19 protein-coding genes are annotated in these 20,333 nt (G+C 46.5%); 8 read left to right on the top strand and 11 right to left on the bottom strand.

The genetic code is table 11. The features are described 5' to 3' along the window. Positions 1-38: 38 nt before the first annotated feature. The 6 genes from rpsJ to B5J94_RS08170 form a co-directional block, all read right to left on the bottom strand. On the bottom strand, positions 39-350 hold the full coding sequence (gene rpsJ / locus B5J94_RS08195) for a 30S ribosomal protein S10 (RefSeq protein WP_003656991.1): 312 nt from the start codon (positions 348-350) through the stop codon (positions 39-41). A 477-nt stretch (positions 351-827) separates the two neighbouring features. Next, positions 828-2,516, bottom strand: coding sequence for an Rne/Rng family ribonuclease (locus B5J94_RS08190; protein WP_062498712.1), 1,689 nt, complete (start codon positions 2,514-2,516; stop codon positions 828-830). Between the two features lie 142 nt (positions 2,517-2,658). Beyond that, on the bottom strand, positions 2,659-3,249 hold the full coding sequence (locus B5J94_RS08185) for a Maf family protein (protein WP_062498713.1): 591 nt from the start codon (positions 3,247-3,249) through the stop codon (positions 2,659-2,661). Then, the gene (mreD, locus tag B5J94_RS08180) at positions 3,249-3,737 is read right to left on the bottom strand and encodes a rod shape-determining protein MreD (RefSeq protein WP_062498714.1); all 489 of its coding nucleotides are present in this window, start codon (positions 3,735-3,737) and stop codon (positions 3,249-3,251) included. Before mreD ends, B5J94_RS08185 begins: the two co-directional genes overlap by 1 nt. Positions 3,738-3,768: 31 nt before the next feature. Further along, positions 3,769-4,620, bottom strand: a complete 852-nt coding sequence (gene mreC / locus B5J94_RS08175; protein WP_062498715.1) for a rod shape-determining protein MreC — start codon at positions 4,618-4,620, stop codon at positions 3,769-3,771. A gap of 93 nt (positions 4,621-4,713) precedes the next feature. Beyond that, positions 4,714-5,745 carry a rod shape-determining protein gene (locus tag B5J94_RS08170; protein ID WP_062498716.1) on the bottom strand — a complete coding sequence of 344 codons (1,032 nt, stop codon included), beginning with the start codon at positions 5,743-5,745 and terminating at the stop codon, positions 4,714-4,716. A 593-nt stretch (positions 5,746-6,338) separates the two neighbouring features. On the opposite strand from B5J94_RS08170, the gene gatC reads away from it, so the two are divergent. From gatC to B5J94_RS08140, 6 genes are all read left to right on the top strand, one after another. Next, positions 6,339-6,626: an Asp-tRNA(Asn)/Glu-tRNA(Gln) amidotransferase subunit GatC gene (gatC, locus tag B5J94_RS08165; RefSeq protein WP_062499658.1), complete on the top strand. Its 288-nt coding sequence runs from the start codon at positions 6,339-6,341 to the stop codon at positions 6,624-6,626. Between the two features lie 14 nt (positions 6,627-6,640). Beyond that, positions 6,641-7,243, top strand: coding sequence for a hypothetical protein (locus tag B5J94_RS08160; RefSeq protein ID WP_062499660.1), 603 nt, complete (start codon positions 6,641-6,643; stop codon positions 7,241-7,243). Positions 7,244-7,269: 26 nt separating this feature from the next. Further along, a complete protein-coding gene (gene gatA, locus B5J94_RS08155) occupies positions 7,270-8,754 on the top strand; it encodes an Asp-tRNA(Asn)/Glu-tRNA(Gln) amidotransferase subunit GatA (RefSeq protein ID WP_062499661.1) in 1,485 nt (494 codons plus the stop codon). Between the two features lie 3 nt (positions 8,755-8,757). Next, the gene (locus tag B5J94_RS08150; protein ID WP_062499663.1) at positions 8,758-9,264 is read left to right on the top strand and encodes a GNAT family N-acetyltransferase; all 507 of its coding nucleotides are present in this window, start codon (positions 8,758-8,760) and stop codon (positions 9,262-9,264) included. Between the two features lie 93 nt (positions 9,265-9,357). Further along, positions 9,358-10,827, top strand: coding sequence for an Asp-tRNA(Asn)/Glu-tRNA(Gln) amidotransferase subunit GatB (gene gatB / locus B5J94_RS08145; RefSeq protein WP_062499665.1), 1,470 nt, complete (start codon positions 9,358-9,360; stop codon positions 10,825-10,827). A 334-nt stretch (positions 10,828-11,161) separates the two neighbouring features. Continuing rightward, complete coding sequence (locus B5J94_RS08140) at positions 11,162-14,023, top strand: TonB-dependent receptor domain-containing protein (protein WP_062499666.1); 2,862 nt, start codon at positions 11,162-11,164, stop codon at positions 14,021-14,023. Between the two features lie 110 nt (positions 14,024-14,133). On the opposite strand, the gene B5J94_RS08135 is transcribed toward B5J94_RS08140, so the two are convergent. Continuing rightward, entirely contained in the window at positions 14,134-14,640 is a 507-nt protein-coding gene (locus B5J94_RS08135; protein WP_143821937.1) for a hypothetical protein, read from the bottom strand. Between the two features lie 20 nt (positions 14,641-14,660). Here B5J94_RS08135 and B5J94_RS08130 point away from each other — a divergent pair, with 20 nt between their 5' ends. Then, entirely contained in the window at positions 14,661-14,927 is a 267-nt protein-coding gene (locus B5J94_RS08130; protein ID WP_370582810.1) for a hypothetical protein, read from the top strand. Positions 14,928-15,019: 92 nt separating this feature from the next. Here B5J94_RS08130 and B5J94_RS08125 read toward each other — a convergent pair whose 3' ends face one another. The 4 genes from B5J94_RS08125 to B5J94_RS14805 all read right to left on the bottom strand — a co-directional run bounded on the left by B5J94_RS08125 (position 15,020) and on the right by B5J94_RS14805 (position 18,780). Then, positions 15,020-15,727, bottom strand: a complete 708-nt coding sequence (locus B5J94_RS08125; protein ID WP_062499672.1) for a hypothetical protein — start codon at positions 15,725-15,727, stop codon at positions 15,020-15,022. 229 nt (positions 15,728-15,956) lie between these two features. Continuing rightward, positions 15,957-16,169: a hypothetical protein gene (locus tag B5J94_RS08120; protein WP_065255104.1), complete on the bottom strand. Its 213-nt coding sequence runs from the start codon at positions 16,167-16,169 to the stop codon at positions 15,957-15,959. 254 nt (positions 16,170-16,423) lie between these two features. After that, complete coding sequence (locus B5J94_RS08115; protein ID WP_062501163.1) at positions 16,424-17,701, bottom strand: glutamate-5-semialdehyde dehydrogenase; 1,278 nt, start codon at positions 17,699-17,701, stop codon at positions 16,424-16,426. A gap of 227 nt (positions 17,702-17,928) precedes the next feature. After that, positions 17,929-18,780, bottom strand: a complete 852-nt coding sequence (locus B5J94_RS14805) for a hypothetical protein (protein ID WP_228144565.1) — start codon at positions 18,778-18,780, stop codon at positions 17,929-17,931. Positions 18,781-19,022: 242 nt separating this feature from the next. Here B5J94_RS14805 and argA point away from each other — a divergent pair, with 242 nt between their 5' ends. Then, positions 19,023-20,315: an amino-acid N-acetyltransferase gene (gene argA, locus B5J94_RS08105; protein WP_062501165.1), complete on the top strand. Its 1,293-nt coding sequence runs from the start codon at positions 19,023-19,025 to the stop codon at positions 20,313-20,315. Positions 20,316-20,333: the final 18 nt, after the last annotated feature.

Raw genomic sequence — 20,333 nt, 5'->3', positions numbered from 1 at the left:
CCTCTTACTTATAATCGTTTATATTAAACCAGTTGTTCTTAGCCTAGGGCGATTTGAACATCAACACCGGCCGCCAAATCTAACTTCATCAATGCGTCTACTGTTTTGTCAGTAGGTTGAACGATGTCAATCATGCGTTTGTGGGTGCGAATTTCATACTGGTCACGAGCGTCTTTGTTGACGTGTGGTGATGTCAATACGTTGAACCGCTCAATACGAGTCGGCAAGGGAACAGGACCACAAACTTGTGCACCTGTACGCTTTGCGGTATCGACAATCTCTTGTGCCGACTGGTCAATCAGACGATGGTCGAAAGATTTTAGTCGGATACGGATTCTCTGGTTAGCCATGCCAACAAGCTCCTAAATTAAGTGCTTTATAAAACTTCCATCGCTTGGATTTCAGTCATGTTATTTTGATTAAATTTTGCCCTATAACCGCTTTGGACAAAATAATACAATCCCTGTCCGCCAGACATGAAGTTGGCAACAGAGCTGTTGTTTATAGTGCCAAAATCGATGCTTCGGCTGTGGCGTTGATTCGCTTTGGGGCAAGCCCTACTCACTACTTGCAATATATCCGAAGATAATCACTCATCTAAGCCAAATACAGTCAAAAATAGACTTTTGCTTAAATGCAACGCTAAACAAGAAAAGTGTGCGTATTATACACGAAAAATCGGATAAAGCAAGAGCCATGCTTTATTTTTGGATAAAAAAGTGGCTAAATTCGCTTGTCTTTGCCTTAAAATTCATCAAATTTACAAAATGTTACAATTTTAATAAATTGATTGATTTTTAGACAGCTCTACTGGTGAAAAGTCATTTTCACTCCACCAAAATCGCATATTGTTCTTGATGATAAGATGTGTTTATGGATAGATGAATGGATGTATTTGTTAATTTTTGTAAATTTGATAAATCCTGATGTGATGACAAATAGTCGGCCACCGACTGACTGACCTTTATCGTTACGTTAGACTTTTTAAAAGAAGTGCTGTTTGCTAGCCGACTCATGAGTGACCTTAGAATTTCAAATGCCACTGTCTGCACGCTTTTGATTTTGCCCGTGCCATGACAGGTGGGACAGGGTACACACAGCTCATCAGACAGACTGGGACGGGTGCGTTTACGAGTCATCTCAACCAAGCCCAACTCGCTGATTTGGGTGATGTTGGTCGTGGCAGGGTCGGCTTTTAATGCATGGGCAAGCATGTCTAGCACCGTTTGCTGATGGGCGGATTTATCCATGTCGATAAAATCTAGAATGATAATACCGCCAATGTTACGCACCTTTAACTCACGAGCGATGGCAGTGACCGCTTCTTTGTTGGTCTCATACGCCACGTCCACGCCTGCTCTGGACTGTGAGCCTGCCCTGCTCTGCCCCACATACGAGCCTGTATTGACATCAATGGTCGTCATCGCTTCGGTATGCTCAATGATGAGATAACCGCCCGATGGCAACGGGCAATGCCGTGACAAGGCGTGTGTCAGCTGAGTCTCAATGTCAGGCGTGGACGAGCGATGCTCATCAGGCACAGACTGGGCAAACAGTGGGGTCGGTTTATCATGATGATAAATGACAGATGTAATGGACGGCATGAGTGTGTGACCGGCATGCCGTACTCGCTCATAAGCCGCCCTATCGTCAATCCACACGCTTTGGATGTCATCAGTAATGATGTCACGCAAGGCACGCTCAGCCAAGGGCAGCTCTTGGTAGAGTAAGGCGTACCTGGCTTTATGTAGGCTCGCCTGTGTGCGTGCTTGGCTAATATCCGCCCACAACACACCTAAATGGTTAAGCTCTGCCTGCATACGCTCGCCCATGTCTGCCAATACCCCATCATCGCCAAGTGCCTGCTCACACGCACTACGGGCGATGAGTCCACATGTATGCGATGATTGGCTAAGCAAGCTCGTCAAATGGGCTTTTAGCTTGGTGCGATAAGCCTTGGTGCCAATGCGAGTGGAGACACCGACCGACTGTGGCGACGTGGGCAGATAGACCAAATACCGACCCACCAATGCGATGTGCATGGTCACACGCACCCCTTTGTTGCCAAACTCATCTTTGGTGACTTGGACGACGACTCGCTCGCCAACCTTGGGTAGGAGTTTGGGCAGAAGTCGGGGATCAAGTTTGGGCTTGGTAGGTTTGGGCTTGGATTGGGATTTGGATTTAGGCTGAGACTGTGCAGAGCTTTCATTTCCTGTCTGATGAGCCATGGGCAATGTCGTGATGGGCGTGGGCGTGACAACATCATCTTGGGATGACAGGCGAGTCGGTAGCATGATGTCGCTTTGGTGTAAAAATGCCGAACGCTCACGCCCGACGTCAATAAACACCGACCCCATGGCAGGCAGTACCCGCACCACCGTCCCCAAATAGACATCCCCCACCAAACTGCGTGCCTGTACCCGCTCGATAAACACTTCATCAAGCCTGCCATCATCAATGATAACAAGGCGTGTCTCAAAGGGCGTGGCGTTGATTAGGGCGTGTTTTGACATAAAGATGGTGTGGGGTTTGAATTAAGTTAGGGTAAGTTGTTTAAGATGGTTGGTTTGGTAGACTAATTGAAAGCTGATTGGGCAAATTAGCAGTAAATCACTTGGCTGTTATAATGGGCTGATTTTGTCATCATTTAAATCATCAATCAGTCAATCTCTGCATACAGTCATCAATCAGCTCTGCCGTCTCGGCAAGGGGTAAGCCCACCACGTTGGTATAACTGCCATGGATAGACCACACCCATGCCATGGCTCCGCCTTGAATGGCATACGCTCCTGCCTTGTCGGTAGGTTCGCCTGTTGTCCAATATTGCTCTTTTTGGTAGTCGGTGAGTTTGATGAAGGTGACTTGGGTGGCAACTTTAATCATTTTTTGAAAAATGATTTGCCCATCTTTGACAGTGCTGGCACACACCGCCGTCCAAATCTCGTGCGTATTACCTGATAATTTATCCCACATGGCAAAAGCATGAGCCTTATCGGCAGGTTTGGTTAAAATCCCATCATCTGCCACACCAATGGTATCTGCCGTGATGATGATGGCTGATGACACGTCCGCACACGCTTTGTCCGCTTTGGTCTTCACCATACGCATGATATAGTCGTGTGGGTTTTCGCCAGTATCAATACGCTCGTCAATCTGGACTGACTTGACCGTAAAGGGGATGTACAACTGTGTCAATAACTCATGCCGTCTGGGCGATGTGGATGCTAGGATAAGGGGCGTGTTCATCAGTAGGCTCGCTCTTTTAGTTGGCGGTTTATCCAGTACAGCGGATACCACATCACAGGAAACAGCACAATACTACTCATGAGCGACCCCATGCCTGTCCACACAAACTGAGCATGAGAAAATGCCTGTAATATCCACAGCGACACTTGATAGACACTCAGGGCAATCACCCCCAATACCCACGCCTGCGATAAGGCAAGCTCTTTGGCATACAGCAGTAGTGCCCGTATGACAAACGCCATAAGCACCGCACTAAATGCCTGATGCCCCAAATGCGTACCCAACAACAAATCCGAGACCAGTCCCACCAAAAACACCACCCACACCCCCATCATGGGCGAGCGATACATCACCCAAAAGGCAAGCACCATCGCCAAAAACATGGGGCGAACGCTTGCCATGTCATACCCCAAAGGGTAGACATTGAGCATGGATGCCACCACGAAACTGATGATGATACCGATGATTAAAAAGGGTTTTGAGTTCATAAGTGGGCTTTATGAGTCCTATATGGCGTGATTAGCTGTTCTTTTTTGGGGCGGGATTATCTTTGGGCTGTAAAATCAGCACATAACTGCTGTTTAGAAAATCAGCGGCAGGATTGACACGAATGTCGGCAAAATTATCGGTGCGAGTGGTGTCAATGTCCGAGACTTCCCCCACTTTATAACCCGCAGGAAAACGCTCACCAAGCCCTGATGAAATAAGCTCATCGCCCACTTTGACATCGGCAGTCTTAAAGATATAATCTAGGCTCAGACTGTCAGGCTTGCCCCCACCCGAGACCATCGCACGCTGTCCTGTGCGTGCCACCACGACCGCCACCGACTGCTGTTCATCGGTAATGAGTAGCAGGCGAGATGTATTTGGGTAGGCATTTAGCACCTGCCCGATGATGCCATGCTCATCGATGACCGTCTGCCCGATTTGCACGCCATCATTGGTGCCTTTGTTAAGCACCACCACTTGCTTTAAGGGGTTGGAATCCGTGCCGATAATGCGTGCCAGCAGTAGATGATGTTCGCTGGACTGCGTGGTGCTGAGTACGCCTTTTAGGCGGGCGTTTTGGGCAAGTAGATAATCTTGGGTTTGGAGTTTGGCACGGGCTTGGAGTAGCTCGGTTTGCAAACGGATATTCTCACGACGCAAGGCTTCTTTGGTATGGACCGCATGACTGGCATATTCCATGGCATAAGACGGCCCTAGAGACGCTTGATAAATGGGTTGCATGGATGCATGGCTTAGGCGACGAATGCCATCAAACCACTGGGGGTTTTTGCTGTCAAGCAACATAAAAATCAAGGCAAGCACCAAAAACGCAACCGTCATGCGTGCAAATACAGGTTTTTGTGAAAATATACTTGGGAGCATTGCCAGACCTTTTTTATGTACTTATGAACAAATAAATTCACAAGCCCAAAACACAAAAAGCGGTGCGTAAACACCGCTCATGATTTCGTAGATTTAGACAAAAATCATCGAAAGTGACTTATCATGAATAAAGTCAAGTGCCTTACCACCGCCACGAGACACGCAGGTCAATGGGTCTTCGGCGACAAACACAGGCAGTCCTGTCTCTTTGGAGATGAGCTTATCTAGGTTACGCAGTAACGCCCCACCCCCTGTCAGCACCACGCCATGCTCGGCGATGTCTGATGACAGCTCTGGCGGGGTTTGTTCCAAGGCAAGTTTGACCGCATCGACAATACCCGAGACAGGCTCGGCAAGTGCTTCTTGGATTTCTTTGGAATTGACGGTAAAGGTCTTTGGCACGCCTTCTGCCATCGAACGTCCACGCACTTCAACTTCTAGGTTTTCTTTATCATCAAAAATCGCTGTACCCACTTCTTTTTTGATACGCTCGGCAGTCGTCTCACCGATAAAACAGCCATGGGTCTTTTTGACGTGATTGATGATGGCATCATCAAATTTATCACCGCCAATGGTAATAGAATCTGAGTACACACAGCCCGACAGCGAAATCACGGCAATCTCGGTCGTACCACCACCGATGTCCACCACCATCGAACCACTGGCTTCATGCACAGGCAAACCCGCCCCAATCGCTGCCGCCATCGGCTCTTCTAGGATATGCACGCTGTTCGCCCCTGCCGAACGCACCGCTTCTTCAATGGCACGTCGCTCCACCAGTGTGGATTTGCAGGGCACACACACGACCACATTCGGGTCTGCCAAAAAGCGTTTGACCTTAACCTTTTTGATAAAATGCTTTAACATCTGCTGGGTGACTTCAAAGTCAGCAATCACGCCATCTTTTAGGGGGCGAATGGCGGTGATGTTATCAGGGGTACGCCCAAGCATCTGCTTGGCATCGATACCTACCGCCGCCACCGTTGGGTTTTGGGTGCGGTTAGAACGCAGTGCCACCACCGTTGGCTCATCAAGCACAATGCCCTTACCAGGGGCATAAATCAAGGTGTTGGCAGTACCCAAGTCAATGGCAATGTTGGTCGATAAAAATCCCAGCAGGTTCATAACGCATGATTCCAAAAATATGAAAGTGGCAAGGCATTACTCATCTTAATTCATGAGCAAAAATATGATTAAAAATTAGCCAAATGCCAAATAGTTAAAAATTGTGGTAAATTATACCGATTTACGACAAAAAAATCATGATGATTTATGAAAAATTTTGCCTAATTTGCAAGAAATTTTTGCAAAATGGGTTAAATTTGCCGATTTTTAACTAAAGTTACTAAATTTTACCAAAAATTAAGATAAACGTAAGAATATACCTGAGTAAATTTTAACCGACTTATTTTACTTAAATTTTAGTTTTTTGAAATGCTTAGGGCATGTTGAATGTTGATATTTGCAACGAAAAATGAGAAAAATCGCACGTTTTTCAAGGAAAAAGCTTGTTTGATAGCCATTCTATCAAACAAGCTTTTGACGATGAAAAGCAAGATTTAGCCATTTTTCATGCAAAAATAGACTAAATCACCAAGTTTTATCAAGCATCAATAAAATGTTATCAATGTTCAACACGCCCTAATTTATGGTAAAATTAGCCAGTCTATTCGCTTTTATCAAACATTAACATTTTAACTGTTATTTTAGGAAAATTTATGACAATCACCGCCCAAGATGTGCAAAATTGTGCCAACCTATCTCGCCTTGCCATTGACGACACCACCGCCCAAAGCTACGCTGGTAGCCTTGACAAAATCCTTGCGATGATGAATGTCTTGTCCGATGTCAATACCGATGATATTAAGCCCCTTGCCAACATTCACGAAGCCTGTACCGAGTTACGTGCCGATGTCGCCAACCCTAATATTGACCGAGACGGCTTTCAGGCGGTTGCCCCTGCGGTGCAAGACGGCTTATATCTTGTGCCACAAGTGATTGAGTGATTAAAGGACGCATCATGAAATCATGGGCAAGTGCCTTATCGGGCTTAATCTTACCATTGTTGGTCATGACTACAGTCGTGCCAACCGCTCATGCCGATACCATCACAAACGTGCAACAAGCCCCTTTTGTGCAGAACGCCCACGCCATCAAACAAGCACTTTGGCAGGGCAATTATCATGCCATCACGCCCCACATTCACCCCAAAAAAGGCGTGCGTTTTAGCATGTATGCCCACATTGACCCAACGACAGATAAGGTATTTAGCCGAAGTGATTTTCATCACTACCTAAAACGCTCTCGGATAAAATTCACATGGGGAGAGCAAGACGGCAAAGGCGACTTACTCATCACCACCTTGCCTGATTATTTGGCAAATTGGGTGGTGCGTGATGTGTCGCTTGATTTTGACAGCGTTGCCATCAATGAGTTTTATCATGGGGGCAATAGCCTAAATAACCTAAAACAGATATATCACAAGCATGATTTTGTGGAATTTGGCTTTAAAGGCTCTAAACGTTGGGATTATCTTGATTGGCGAGTGTTAAGATTGGTTTTTGAACATCATCAAGGTCGCCCTTATTTAGTTGCCATCATCACAGACGAATGGACAATTTAAACTTTCACTTTTAACAAAGGCATTTTATGACAGACCTACACCACCTATCCGTCCATGAATTAGTAGACGGCTTAAAAAACAAACAATTTAGCAGTCAAGAACTGGTCAAACATTTTGCCAGTCGCATTGACAGCCTAGACGGGCAAATCAACAGCTTTATTACCAAAGATTTTGACAACGCCCTAAAACACGCCGAACTTGCCGACAAACTGCGTGCCGAAGGCGACACTCGCCCCCTGCTTGGCGTGCCAATGGCTCACAAAGACAACCTATGCACCCAAGGCGTGCTGACATCAGCAGGCTCAAAAATCCTATCCAACTTCGTCTCGCCTTATGATGCAACCGTTGTGGAAAACATCGCCAACGCTGGCTTTGTCAGCCTAGGCAAGCTCAACATGGACGAATTTGCCATGGGTTCGGACAACGAAAGCTCATACTTTGGGGCGGTACACAACCCTTGGGATACCGCCCGTGTACCAGGGGGATCGTCTGGCGGGTCAGCAGCGGCGGTGGCAAGCGGTTTTGTGCCTGTGGCGACAGGCTCGGACACGGGCGGTTCTATCCGCCAACCTGCGTCATTTTGTGGCATTACAGGCATTAAGCCCACCTATGGGCGTGTGTCTCGCTATGGCATGATTGCTTATGCGTCAAGCCTTGACCAAGCAGGGACTTTTGGCAAATCCGCCCTAGACTGTGCCTACCTACTCGCCCCGATGACAGGACACGACCCCAAAGACGCAACGTCTATCAACCGCCCCACCGAAGATTATGTGGCGGACATTTTGGCGACCAAGACAGACGGCAAACCCCTAGCAGGCAAAAAAATCGGCGTGGCAAAGGCGTATTTTGGGGCAGGTCTTGATAGCGAAGTAGAAAAATCCATTCGCACCGCCCTAGCCAAATACGAAGAGCTGGGGGCTCAGATTGTGGAAGTGGACATCACCGACCCTGCCATAACCCTTGCCACTTATTATCTGCTTGCCCCTGCCGAAGCCAGCTCAAACCTGTCTCGTTATGACGGCGTACGTTTTGGCTATCGCTGTGAAAACCCCAAAGACTTGCACGACTTATACACCCGTTCACGTTCCGAAGGCTTTGGGGCAGAAGTGCAACGCCGTATCATCATGGGAACATACGCCCTATCGGCAGGGTATTTTGACGCTTATTATACCAAAGCCCAAAAGGTTCGCCGTCTCATCGTGGACGACTTTAAAAAGGCGTTTGAAAAATGCGACATCATCGCAAGCCCCACCGCCCCAACGCCTGCCTATAAATTGGGCGAAAGCCTTGACCCTGCCAGCATTTATTTGCTTGACGTATATACCATTGGCGTAAACTTGGCAGGTCTGCCCGCCCTATCGCACCCTGTGGGACAAGCGAACGGCTTGCCTGTGGGCTTGCAACTCATTGGCAAACATTGGGCGGAAAGTGAACTTCTAAAAACCGCTCATACTTATCAGGCGAATACCGATTTTCACACAGAATTATCTGGCATCGCAAAGCAAGGATAATCCATGACTCAAGTAATCATTCGAGCGACAGAACATTACGACTTTCAAGGCTTATACGATCTATACCGCCAAGAACAAGTCGCCTGCCAAATGCTAAATTTACCCAATCAATCTCTACACACTTGGGAGAAGCGATTGGCGAACATTCCTAGCAATGTGCATTCTTTTGTGACTCTGCTGGATACCGATGACGATTATCAAATTATCGGCAATGCCGCCCTGACTGTCGCCAATAGCCCGCGCAGACAACATACAGGCGAGCTTATCATCGCAGTCAAAGAAGAATTCTGGCGCATGGGCGTCGGCAACCGACTCATGAAGCAGATGATTGATCTTGCTGATAATTGGCTCAATCTTCAACGCATAGAATTAACTGTCTATACCGATAACGAGCACGCCATGGCACTTTATCGCAAATTTGGCTTTAATATCGAAGGTGAAGCCAAGAAATTTGCGTTTAGAAATGGCGAATTTGTTGATACTTATTACATGGCAAGAGTTAAGGGATAATATTAGCGAGATGCTGAGCAACCCTGAGTATCTGATGACTTACCCGAATTGATTGGTGCAAGGCATGCACCCTATATTAAAAGAGAACACATTATGACCCAACAAGCCCCCCTAATTGACGGCTATGAAGTCGTGATTGGTATTGAGATTCATTGCCAATTAAACACCGACAGCAAAATCTTTTCAAACGCCCCCACCGCCTTTGGGCAAGAACCAAACACCCAAGCCACCATTGTGGATTTGGGCTTTCCAGGGGCGTTGCCTGTACTCAATGAAGGCGTGATTGAGCGTGCCTTAAAATTTGGCATGGGTGTCAATGCCGAGCTTGGCACATACAACACCTTTGACCGCAAAAATTACTTTTATCCTGACCTGCCCAAAGGCTATCAAATCACGCAAATGGCAAATCCCATTGTGGGCGAGGGTTATATTGACATTTTGGTCAATGCAGGGCAAAAGGATGAATACACCAAACGCATTGGTATCACACGAGCTCACCTAGAAGAAGACGCTGGTAAATCGGTGCATGATGCTGTACCGCAGATGACGGGTGTGGATTTGAACCGTGCAGGCACCCCGCTCATTGAGATTGTCTCTGAACCTGACATGCGTTCGGTTGATGAGGCGGTTGCTTATGTCAAGACCATTCACGAACTGGTTACATGGCTGGGTATCTCGGACGCTATCATGGCAGAAGGCTCGTTCCGTGCGGACATCAACGTGTCGGTACATAAGCCAAACACGCCTTTTGGCACTCGCTGTGAACTTAAAAACCTAAACTCGTTCCGCTTTATTGAGCGTGCCATTAAATCCGAGATTGAACGGCAAATTGACGTAATTGAGGACGGCGGAAAAGTTGTGCAAGCCACACGCCTATACGACCCCGAAAAAGACGAAACTCGTGCCATGCGTACCAAAGAAGAAGCCAACGATTACCGCTACTTTCCAGACCCTGACCTGTTGCCTGTCATCATATCAGATGAGACACTTGCCAAGGTGCGTGCCGATATGCCAGAGCTGCCAAGCGTACGCAAAGAGCGATTTGTGAGTGAATTTGGCTTGACCGCCTATGATGCCAATGTACTAAATGGCAGTCGTGAACTGTCGGATTATTTCTTGCAAGTACTTGATGTCATTGGCAAAAATAACGCCAAAATCGCGGCCAACTGGGTCATGGGCGAGCTGTCAGGCTCACTGAACAAAAATGAGCTGACCATTGACCAATCACCCATCAGTGCCAAGCGTTTGGCGGGGCTGATTGTGCGAATTTTGGATGATACCATCAGCGGTAAAATCGCCAAAGAGGTGTTTGGTCATCTGTGGGAGTCTGACAAAAGTGCTGATGAAATTATCAGCGAGCATGGACTAAAACAAGAGACCGACACAGGGGCAATTCAAGCCATCATCGCCGATGTGCTTGCCAATAACCAAACCATGGTGGATGAATACAAAGGCGGAAAAGAAAAAGCCTTTAATGGACTGGTCGGACAAGTGATGAAAGCCAGCCGTGGCAAGGCAAACCCCGCTCAGGTCAATGCGTTGTTAAAACAGATGATCAGCTAAGCACACGACTGTTTTATCTTAAAAAGCCAAGCCCTTATAAAACCCAACCTTGTATGTTGGGTTTTGTTAATTTATGTCCCAATCTGTCCATGCCCAAACACCACCCATTTTTGATTTAAAATGGATAATTGATTGCCATGCTTGAAAATTAAATGATAATGATGTATATTATCGTCTTTTACATTTTGACAAACTTTTTAACAAATTCTGCCTGCTTTTGTGATGATTGGTAATAAAAGCAGGCACAATGTGATGGCGTTTGCCATTGTTAAATTGTTAAATTGTTAAAATGATTAACACAGTCAGCAAAGCGATGATGATAACAGGTAATACTATGAACCAAATCTTTCATTTAACGACACAAACCAAACATAAAAATCATGCTAAAAAGGTACTAAAACTTAGCATGCTGTCCTTGTGTTTGCTACACATCACCCAAGCCGCCATGGCAGATGATGACCCCAAAGCTACAAAGACAACCGATTTTTCTGTTGTCTTAGATGAGGTTATCGTAACAGCACCCCACGGCACCAAAAAATCCCAAAAACCCTTTACCAAAGCATCAGCCACCAGTGTGCGAGAAAATGTATTTAATGCTAGTGAGAATGTTGATGCCATTGTGCGTAGTATGCCAGGGGCGTTCACTCAGCAGGATAAATCCTCTGGGCTGGTATCATTGAATGTGCGAGGCGATAGCGGATTTGGGCGTGCCAACAGCATGGTTGATGGTGTAACCCAAACCTTTTACAGCACCTCAACCGATGCTGGGCGTGGGGGTGGCACCTCACAGTTTGGTGCGGTGATTGACCAAAATTTCATCGCAGGCGTTGAATTAAACAAAGGCAGTTTTAATGGTAAAGGTGGTCTAAATACCTTAACAGGTTCGGCCAATTTTCGTACGCTAAATGCTGATGATGTGATTAAAGATGACAAGAATTTTGGCGTCATTGCCAAGGGTTTGACCGGTAAAAATGTGACGGATAAAAATTTTATGCTGGCAGCTGGCGGACGTGGATGGCTTGATAATGGCAGTATCAGTGCTTTATATGCTTATAGCCACAAAGACATTAGCCAAAATTATAAAGTTGGTGGTGGTGGGACGCACATTGGCAATGTTGGTGATGACTTGCTACTTAGTAAACAAAAACAAGTTTTTGCCAAAGAGCATGTACTCACTTACGATGAAGCCAGCCGTTCCTGGCAAAAAGATTTGACCAAATTAGATGAAGAAACAGGCAAGCCTTTATGGGACAGAAAATATCGATTTGGCGGTAAGTGCTATGGGCTGGGCTGTATTGATACAAAAGAAAAATTTGATGACTATGTTGCTGATAAGCAGAAACAATGGCAAGATTATGGTGCAAAAGAGTACAGCATCGCCCCCATTGATATCACCGCCCTAAACCAAACCTCAAAAAGCCATTTGGCAAAAATTAACTATAACAACGATACCAGCGATGTTGGTCTACAACTGCGTAAAATGGACACCACGATAGGTAGTCGCCATATCAGCAATGATAATTATCAGCTTGATGTTGCTTACAACCCAAATGAGATCATTGATTTAAAAGTGTTGGCAGCTCATAATGTGGGCGTACAAAAATATCCCAAAGGTTCAACTTTTACAGGCTGGAAATTGGATAAAGACTTTGAAGCCAAAAACACTGCCAATCTTTTTGACCTAAACAACACTCACACCTTTAATCTGCCAAAGCAAATGGATTTGACCACAACCATTGGGCTTAACATATTGCATAATGAATATTCAAAAAATCGCTTCCCAGATGAGCTTGGGCTATTTTATACCAATGATTTATTATGTGGCGGCGGTTATGATGCCTGTGGTGGTCGTTTTCAGGGGACAAGCAGCACATTGCCAAAAAAATCGGTGATTGTACAGCCCTCAGGCAAACAGCGTTTTCATTCTATTTATTTGGACACATCATTACAAAAAGACAAATATCAGTTAGATTATAGCGTTAATGCCAGTCAGTATCGTTTTAGTGGTGAGCATGCCAGTTATTATAGCAGCGAAAAAGAGTTTAAAGATAAGTTTGGTGAAGATTCGCAAATTTATAAACAGCACTGCTCGCCAAGTTGTGATGTGTATGAGCCTTTGGTAACCACTTCTGGTAAAAAACACGCCGTCAACCATTCTGTTACTTTAAGTGCCAAATATGACACAGGTTTTATGCCTTTTGTCAGCTTTGCACGCACGCACAGAATGCCCAACATTCAAGAAATGTTCTTTTCTCAAATTGGTGATGTTGGTGTCAATACCGCATTAAAACCAGAACAAGCCAATACATATCAGTTGGGTTTTAATGTTTTTAAGCGCAATCTATTGACAGACAACGATACTTTGGGGCTAAAAGTATTGGGTTATGAAAGCCGTATCAACAATTACATTCATAATGTTTATGGCAAATGGTATGACACAAAAAATCCACCCAGTTGGGTTGCCAGTGGTGCATTAAAAGGCAATACCATACAACATCGCAACTGGCAAATGCCTGTGCATAAACAGGGCTTAGAGCTTGAAATAAACTATGATGCTGGGCGATATTTTACCAATTTGTCTTATGCCAGACAAAAGACCGACCAGCCAACCAATTATAGCGATGCCAGCGAGTCCCCACTAAATAGCTCAAAAGAAGACCAATTAACCCAAGGCTATGGGCTAAGCAAAGTGTCAATGTTGCCCAAAGATTATGGTCGTTTTGAGTTTGGTGTGCGTGCATTTGATAATAAACTCACCGTGGGCAGTATGGTGCGTTATTATGGACAAAGCCCACGAGCGACCATTGAACCCAGATACATTGATGGCACGCATGGCGGTAATACATCGCACTCAGATGATAAAGGCGCCCATGTCATCAAACAAATTGAGATGCTAAAAAGACAACCTTTGGTGCATGATTTTTATGTTGCTTATGAACCGACAAAAGATTTGGTGATGCGTCTTGATGTGCAAAATGCGTTTGATAAACTGTATATTGACCCCTTAGATGCCAACAATGATGCCGCCACTCAGCGTTATTATCATTCATATTATAATGATGCAGATGAAGGTGCACCTTGTGCAGCGGGGCAGTTGTGTAAGCCTGATGCAAAATACGGCGGTACTACTCGCTCGGTATTGACCAATTTTGCCAAAGGGCGTTCTTTATTATTTTCAATGACTTATAAGTGGTAGTTGTTTGATTGATGAGTAATCTTAAACAATTGGTGTTAATTGCTTTTGTGTGATATAACAAAGCAATTAACATAAAACAAAAATGACGACTCAAAGCCGTCATTTTTGTTTTATTTTAGCTTAGCACGATATTTGACAACACTTGTACCGCCAATACCAATGTCCTCCAATGTCCATCTTAGGGCTTTATAGTCAGACAAGGGCAATTCTTGAACTTGTCCACCAATATTAGCACGAATCGGTGAACGAATAAAACGGCTGCCATCAATGGTTGCATGGGGGAATTTGGGATGAATGCCACCAACCAACACCAAACCATCAGCGATGCTTAGGGTAACCTCCATTGAACGCACACGCTCTGGGCTGTTGTTGGTGAATAGACCTTGATACTCTAAGGTATCGCCTGATTTGACGGTAGTGTCAGCATTGATGGGCGTGAGCGTCTCTTGACCGTTGATATTTTGCACGACAAACGCATTAACCACGCTCCAAATGCCTGCTGATGAGCCTTGTTGGGGGGTTTGGGGGGGACTAACCGTCATGGGCATAACGGTAGGAGTGGGGCTTTGACCCAGTGGATTTTGGATGAAGATACTTTGTGGAGCGACTGCTGCCATTTTGCCTGTCATTGAGACATTTGATTTGGCTTGGGGGTTGGCAGTCTTATCGCACGGACGAGCAAGAGACACGCCTGCACGAGTTTTTGACGACCCACCAAAACCCTGTCGTCATCGAGATTGGGGCAGGGACGGCAATACCAACCGTAAGGCGGTTTGGCGATGGCTTTGCCCCACGCCTGATTCGTATTAACCTGCGAGAGCCTACCACGCCCCAAGGCGGTATTGAGCTTGGTATGACGGGCATGAATGGATTAGATGAGATTTGGCGGGCGTTGTGTGAGTGACTGGTGCAATAGACAATGACTGATGGGTAATAATGACAACAAAGGCGTTTCTACACACCTTTGTTATTCATGGCTTGCCTTACTTGCCTTTATCAAAAACGCTTTTCGTCCATACCACCTTCAAAGATTTGAAACGCCGAGTTTGCCCCCGTGCTGACCTGTTTGCCTTCAATGGTTGCTGTGGCGGTAAAGTCAATGCCCCCGCCTGCATTTTCGCCCGTGGCTAGGTTTGGCAGAGTAAATGAACGTACCACGACTTTTTTGTCATTGACAGGCACGTCTTTTTTGGTAAGTTTTTCGCCACGGGGCTTAAATGCTTGACCTTCAGCAAGGGGTGCATTTGGGTCGTCATAGATAATGTCTAAATCCAGTAGTACCGCCTTATCCAACGCCACTTTACCACCCACCACAGGAATGCCGATACGGGCTTTTGAACCACGATGAATCATGCGGTTATCAATGACCTTACCATCTTTTAGGGTGCGTCCTTCCACCGCCACCGATGACGCACGGTTCATCACCATGATACGATAGCCTGCCACAGGGGTGTCCGCCTTACCGTCAAAAATATCGTCCACGAGCAAGGGCTGACCATCCGCCCCTACCAAAATGCGTGCGGACGTTTCGCTAACAGGAAAAGATACGCCGTCAATCGTCATGTGGCGTTCGTTTTTGTAGCTGGTGTTGGTGGTGGCAAGGGCGGTGGCGGTGGGCTTGATTTGGGCTTGTGCGGTGTGATGACAAGCAGTCATGCCAAACGTGGCAAGGCTTAGGGCGGAGATTGCGATAAGTTTTTTCATGATAATTCCTTATAAAAATGAAAGGGCGAAATTACCCAAATGAGCAATTCCACCGCACACTATATCCCAAAAAGTAATAATTATCAATCAATATTTAGCATGATTATCAATTCAAATTAGGCTAGCCCACTCTTTTTATTAAATCTCTTTCCAAACTAAAAATAAACCCTTATAAGTATTGGGGTTGAAGTTTTTAAAAATCCATAAAAATCAGGGTTTGGAAAGAAGTCTATTTTAAATCATCTAACTCTGGAAAAGATTGATACACTTCCTCCAAAACAGTCATTTGGATTTCGCCAATTAAGATACCAATGTTACGCTTTAACCGCTCTTGCACTTCTGGCGAGCATTCGGCAAATTGTTCGGCATACAAAATAGACGTTAAATGCTCCACACAATGAAGTGCGTGCTGTTTTGTCTCAATGGCAAATTCTTTATTCATGGTGTACCCATACATTCACGGTAACATTATTTTGTACCTTTAAAAGCACAAACGCATTATGCAGTAACACACTTGTGCGTTACTTGCTTTGGCAGTGGCGATAAAATGAGCTAGATTGCACCCCCATTCTCAACTTTATATAAGTGATTAACTTATCAATGGCAAATGTGATTCGCCCCTACAACCCAAAAAATAGTTATCAAATAATCTGCAAGTTGTTATTTTAAGTTGAAAATGAAATGTGTTTTTTTAATTTATATTCTAATCTCTCCATGCCCAAACACCACCCATTTTTGAGAAGTTAGCCCATGCAGTCCCACAGGCCCCCGAGCATGGATTTTGTCCGTGGAGATACCAATCTCCGCCCCCAGTCCATACTCAAAGCCGTCCGCAAAACGACTGGACGCATTGACCATGACCGAGCTTGAATCCACTTCACGGATAAAGCGTTGGCTATTCTCATAGCTATTTGTGATAATCACGTCCGTATGGTGCGAGCCGTAGTGGTTGATGTGAGCGATGGCGTGGTCTAGGTCGTCCACGACTTTGACCGCGAGCATGGGGGCAAGGTATTCGGCGTACCAGTCGTCATCGGTGGCAGGCTCTATGTTTACGCCAACATTTGCCAAAATCTCTTTGGATTTATCGCACACTTTAAACGTCATGGCGTTATCCACGTCATGCATGGCTTGGGCAATCCGTGGCAAGGCGGTATCGGCAATGTCCGCATGAACGAGCAAGGTCTCCATGACGTTGCACGGCGAGTAGCGAGACGTTTTGGCATTGACGCATACCTTGACCGCCATGTCCATGTCCGCCAGACTGTCCACATAAGTATGACAGTTGCCGTCTAGGTGCTTGATGACTGGCACACGGGCGTTATTGGCGATACGCTCTATCAGCCCCCGTCCGCCCCGTGGGATAATCACGTCCACCACGCCCACCATAGTGATGAGCTTATCCACCGCATTACGGTCGGTGGTGGTCAGTACTTGCACGCAGTCGGTCGGTAGTCCTGTCTGCTGTAAGCCTGTATGCACCGCATGGGCTAGGGCTTGGTTGGAGTGAAAGGCTTCTGAACCGCCACGCAGGATAATGGCGTTGCCTGATTTTATGGCAAGGCTCCCTGCTTCTATGGTAACGTTGGGACGGCTTTCATAAATCATGCCAATCACGCCAAGCGGTACTCGCATTTTGCCAAGCTGTATGCCACTCGGGCGGTAGGTCATCTCGCTCATCTCGCCAATGGGGTCGGCAAGGGCTATCACGTCATCAAGCGAGCTTAATATGCCATTAAACACCTTATCACTGATGATAAGGCGGTCAAGTAAGGCAGTATCTAGCCCCTTATCCTTGCCGTTTTGTACATCTAGCTCATTGGCGGATAAAATCCCATCTTTTTGGGCGATAAGAGCCGATTTGATACAGGCTAAGGCGTGGTTTTTGGTGGCAGTGTCGGCTCGGACAAGCGTGGCGGATGCGGTCTTGGCACGCACTCCCACGTCATTCATGTAGGTCGTTAGGTCGGTCATGATAATCCTTGATGTGAGTGATGGGCTTATATTAAAGGCATTTTTTATAAAAAGCAACTTTTATAAAAACACCCGTAAAAACAGCCTTATCTCGCTGGCATGTCATGACTTTTTAAAAACATCTTTTCACACCACACTTTTAAACCATGATTTTTAAAAACAAACACACAAAAAATGACGACCCAAAGCCGTCATTTTAAAGTTTTAAAACCATATTTGTTTGTGGTTTATTTTACCTTGGCACGATATTTAACCACACTCGTACCACCAAGACCGATGTCTTCTAGCGTCCATCTTAGGGCTTTATAATTCGACAGGGGTAACTCTTGGACTTGTCCGCCCACGTTGGCACGAATGGGCGAGCGGACAAAGCGACTGCCATCAATGGTCGCATGGGGAAATCTGGGGTGGATACCGCCAACCAACTCCAAACCATCGGCAATGCTTAGGGTAACATCCATCGAACGCACCCGCTCCGAGCTGTTGTTGGTGAACAAACCTTGATATTCTAAGATGTCGCCTGACTTGACGGGCGTACCAGCATTAATGGGGGTTAGCGTCTCCTGACCATTGATGTTTTGCACGATGAACGCATTCACCACGCTTTGAATCCCTACTGATGAGCCTTGACGTTGGGGGGTTTGGGTTTGAGCAAGGTTTTGGGTTTGAGTGGGGACTTGTTGGGTTGGGTTCTGAATGCCAGTTGCATAAGCTGTCGAAGCAGTCGCAGGTGTGGCAGGACTGGCAGGGATATTGGGTGCAGGAAATGCCACAGGGGCTTGCAAGGGACTGACCGCCATCGGGGTGACGGCAGGGGTAGGATTTTGAGCCAATGGATTGTGAATGGGGGTGCTGTGCGGTGTGACCGTGACCACCCTGCCTGCCGTTGGGGTGTTTAGCGTTGGGGCATTCGGATTGGCTTGGGGGTTGGCAGTATAGCTAATCTCGCCCCCTGCATTTGTCTGGTTTAGGGCGGGGGCCTCGGTCGGGGTGGGTAGCATGGCATGGGCTGACACGGCAACCGACAAGGCGGTCAGGGACAACACGGCAACACCGCCACGCAACATTTGGATGGGCATAATCATTCCTTCATTAACTCTATGGTAAAAATAAATGTCGCCCATGATAGCATGAAAAGCTGTTGCGTGCGTTAAGCGTGCGTTTATTTATGGTAACTTTCTGCCAAATTTTGACCAAATGGTAAGACATAACAAAAGACGGCACGATAAAAAAGGCACAAAAGACAAGTCATGAGACAATAATTTGATGAGTTTTGCTGATTTTATGATAAAATTCATCAAAAACACCATCATAGCACGCCATGACCCACCCAAACCCCATCCACTGGTTTCGCCACTCCTTGCCCTACATCAATACCCACAGGGGCAAGACCTTTGTCGTCATGATGACCAGTGAAGCGGTCGCCCATGACAGCTTTGCCACGCTGGTGCAGGATTTGGCACTACTGCACAGTTTGGGTATTCGCTTGGTGCTGGTGCATGGGGCAAGGGTGCAGATAAATGATGCCCTAGCACGGGCGGAGCTCACCGATGACACGCCCTTTTGTCATGGCGTGCGTGTTACCCCCACATCTGCCATGCCGACCATTTTGGCGGTGGTCGGACAGCTTACCCTAAAAATCCAAGGCGAGTTTTCCAAAGGACTTGCCAACACGCCCCTATTTGGGGCAAAAATCAGCACAGTAACAGGCAACTTTGTCAATGCCAAGCCTTTTGGCGTACGTCATGGCGTGGACTTTATGCAGACGGGCGAAGTCCGCCGTATCGACACCAAAGCCATCAAACACAGCCTTGACAATCATCACATCGTCATCGCCAACTCCATCGGCTTTTCGGCAACGGGCGATTTGTTTAACCTTAATGCCCTAGATGTCGCCACGCACATCGCCACATCGCTGGTGGCGGATAAGCTCATCATCTTAGGTAAAAGCCTGACCGACTCGCACGGCTCGCTCATCAAGGAGTTGACCGCCACAGAAGCCCACAAGCTCATCCCCACATCCACGCTCGCCCCCACACTCACGCATGCCATTCACGCCTGCCAGCATGGTGTGGGGCGTGTTCAGCTCATTGACTTTGACAAAGATGATGCCTTGTTGGGCGAGTTGTTCACGACAGACGGGCGTGGCACGATGATAAGCCAAAGCGACTACGACCACATCAGGCAAGCCACCGCCCTTGACATCATCGGTATCATGGCAATCATTCGCCCCCTAGAAGAACAAGGCATACTCATCGCCCGCAGTCGTGAACGCCTAGAAGAGATGATAGATGAATTTAGCGTCATGGAGCGAGACGGCAAAATCATCGGCTGTATCGCCATGCATGAGCTAGACGATGAGAGCGTGGAGATTGCCAGCGTTGCCATGCATGGCGACTATCGCAGTGGCGAGCGTGGGGCAAACCTTTTAAAATTTGCCGAACAAAGTGCCAAACGCAAGGGTAAATTCCGCCTGTTTGCCCTGACCACACGCACCCTGCATTGGTTTATTGAAAATGGATTTAGCGAAACCACCCCAAATGAGTTGCCTTGTGAGCGGTTTAAACAATGGCAAAACGGGCGAAATTCTAAGGTGCTTGTTAAACACATCTAACCGTTCCAAAAAACCTAC

Origin of the sequence: Moraxella lacunata, from assembly GCF_002027545.1 — a bacterium.
GTDB classification, from domain to species: domain Bacteria; phylum Pseudomonadota; class Gammaproteobacteria; order Pseudomonadales; family Moraxellaceae; genus Moraxella; species Moraxella lacunata.
The sequence above is the reverse complement of the archived record's forward strand: the minus strand, read 5'-3'. Positions and strand labels throughout refer to the sequence as shown.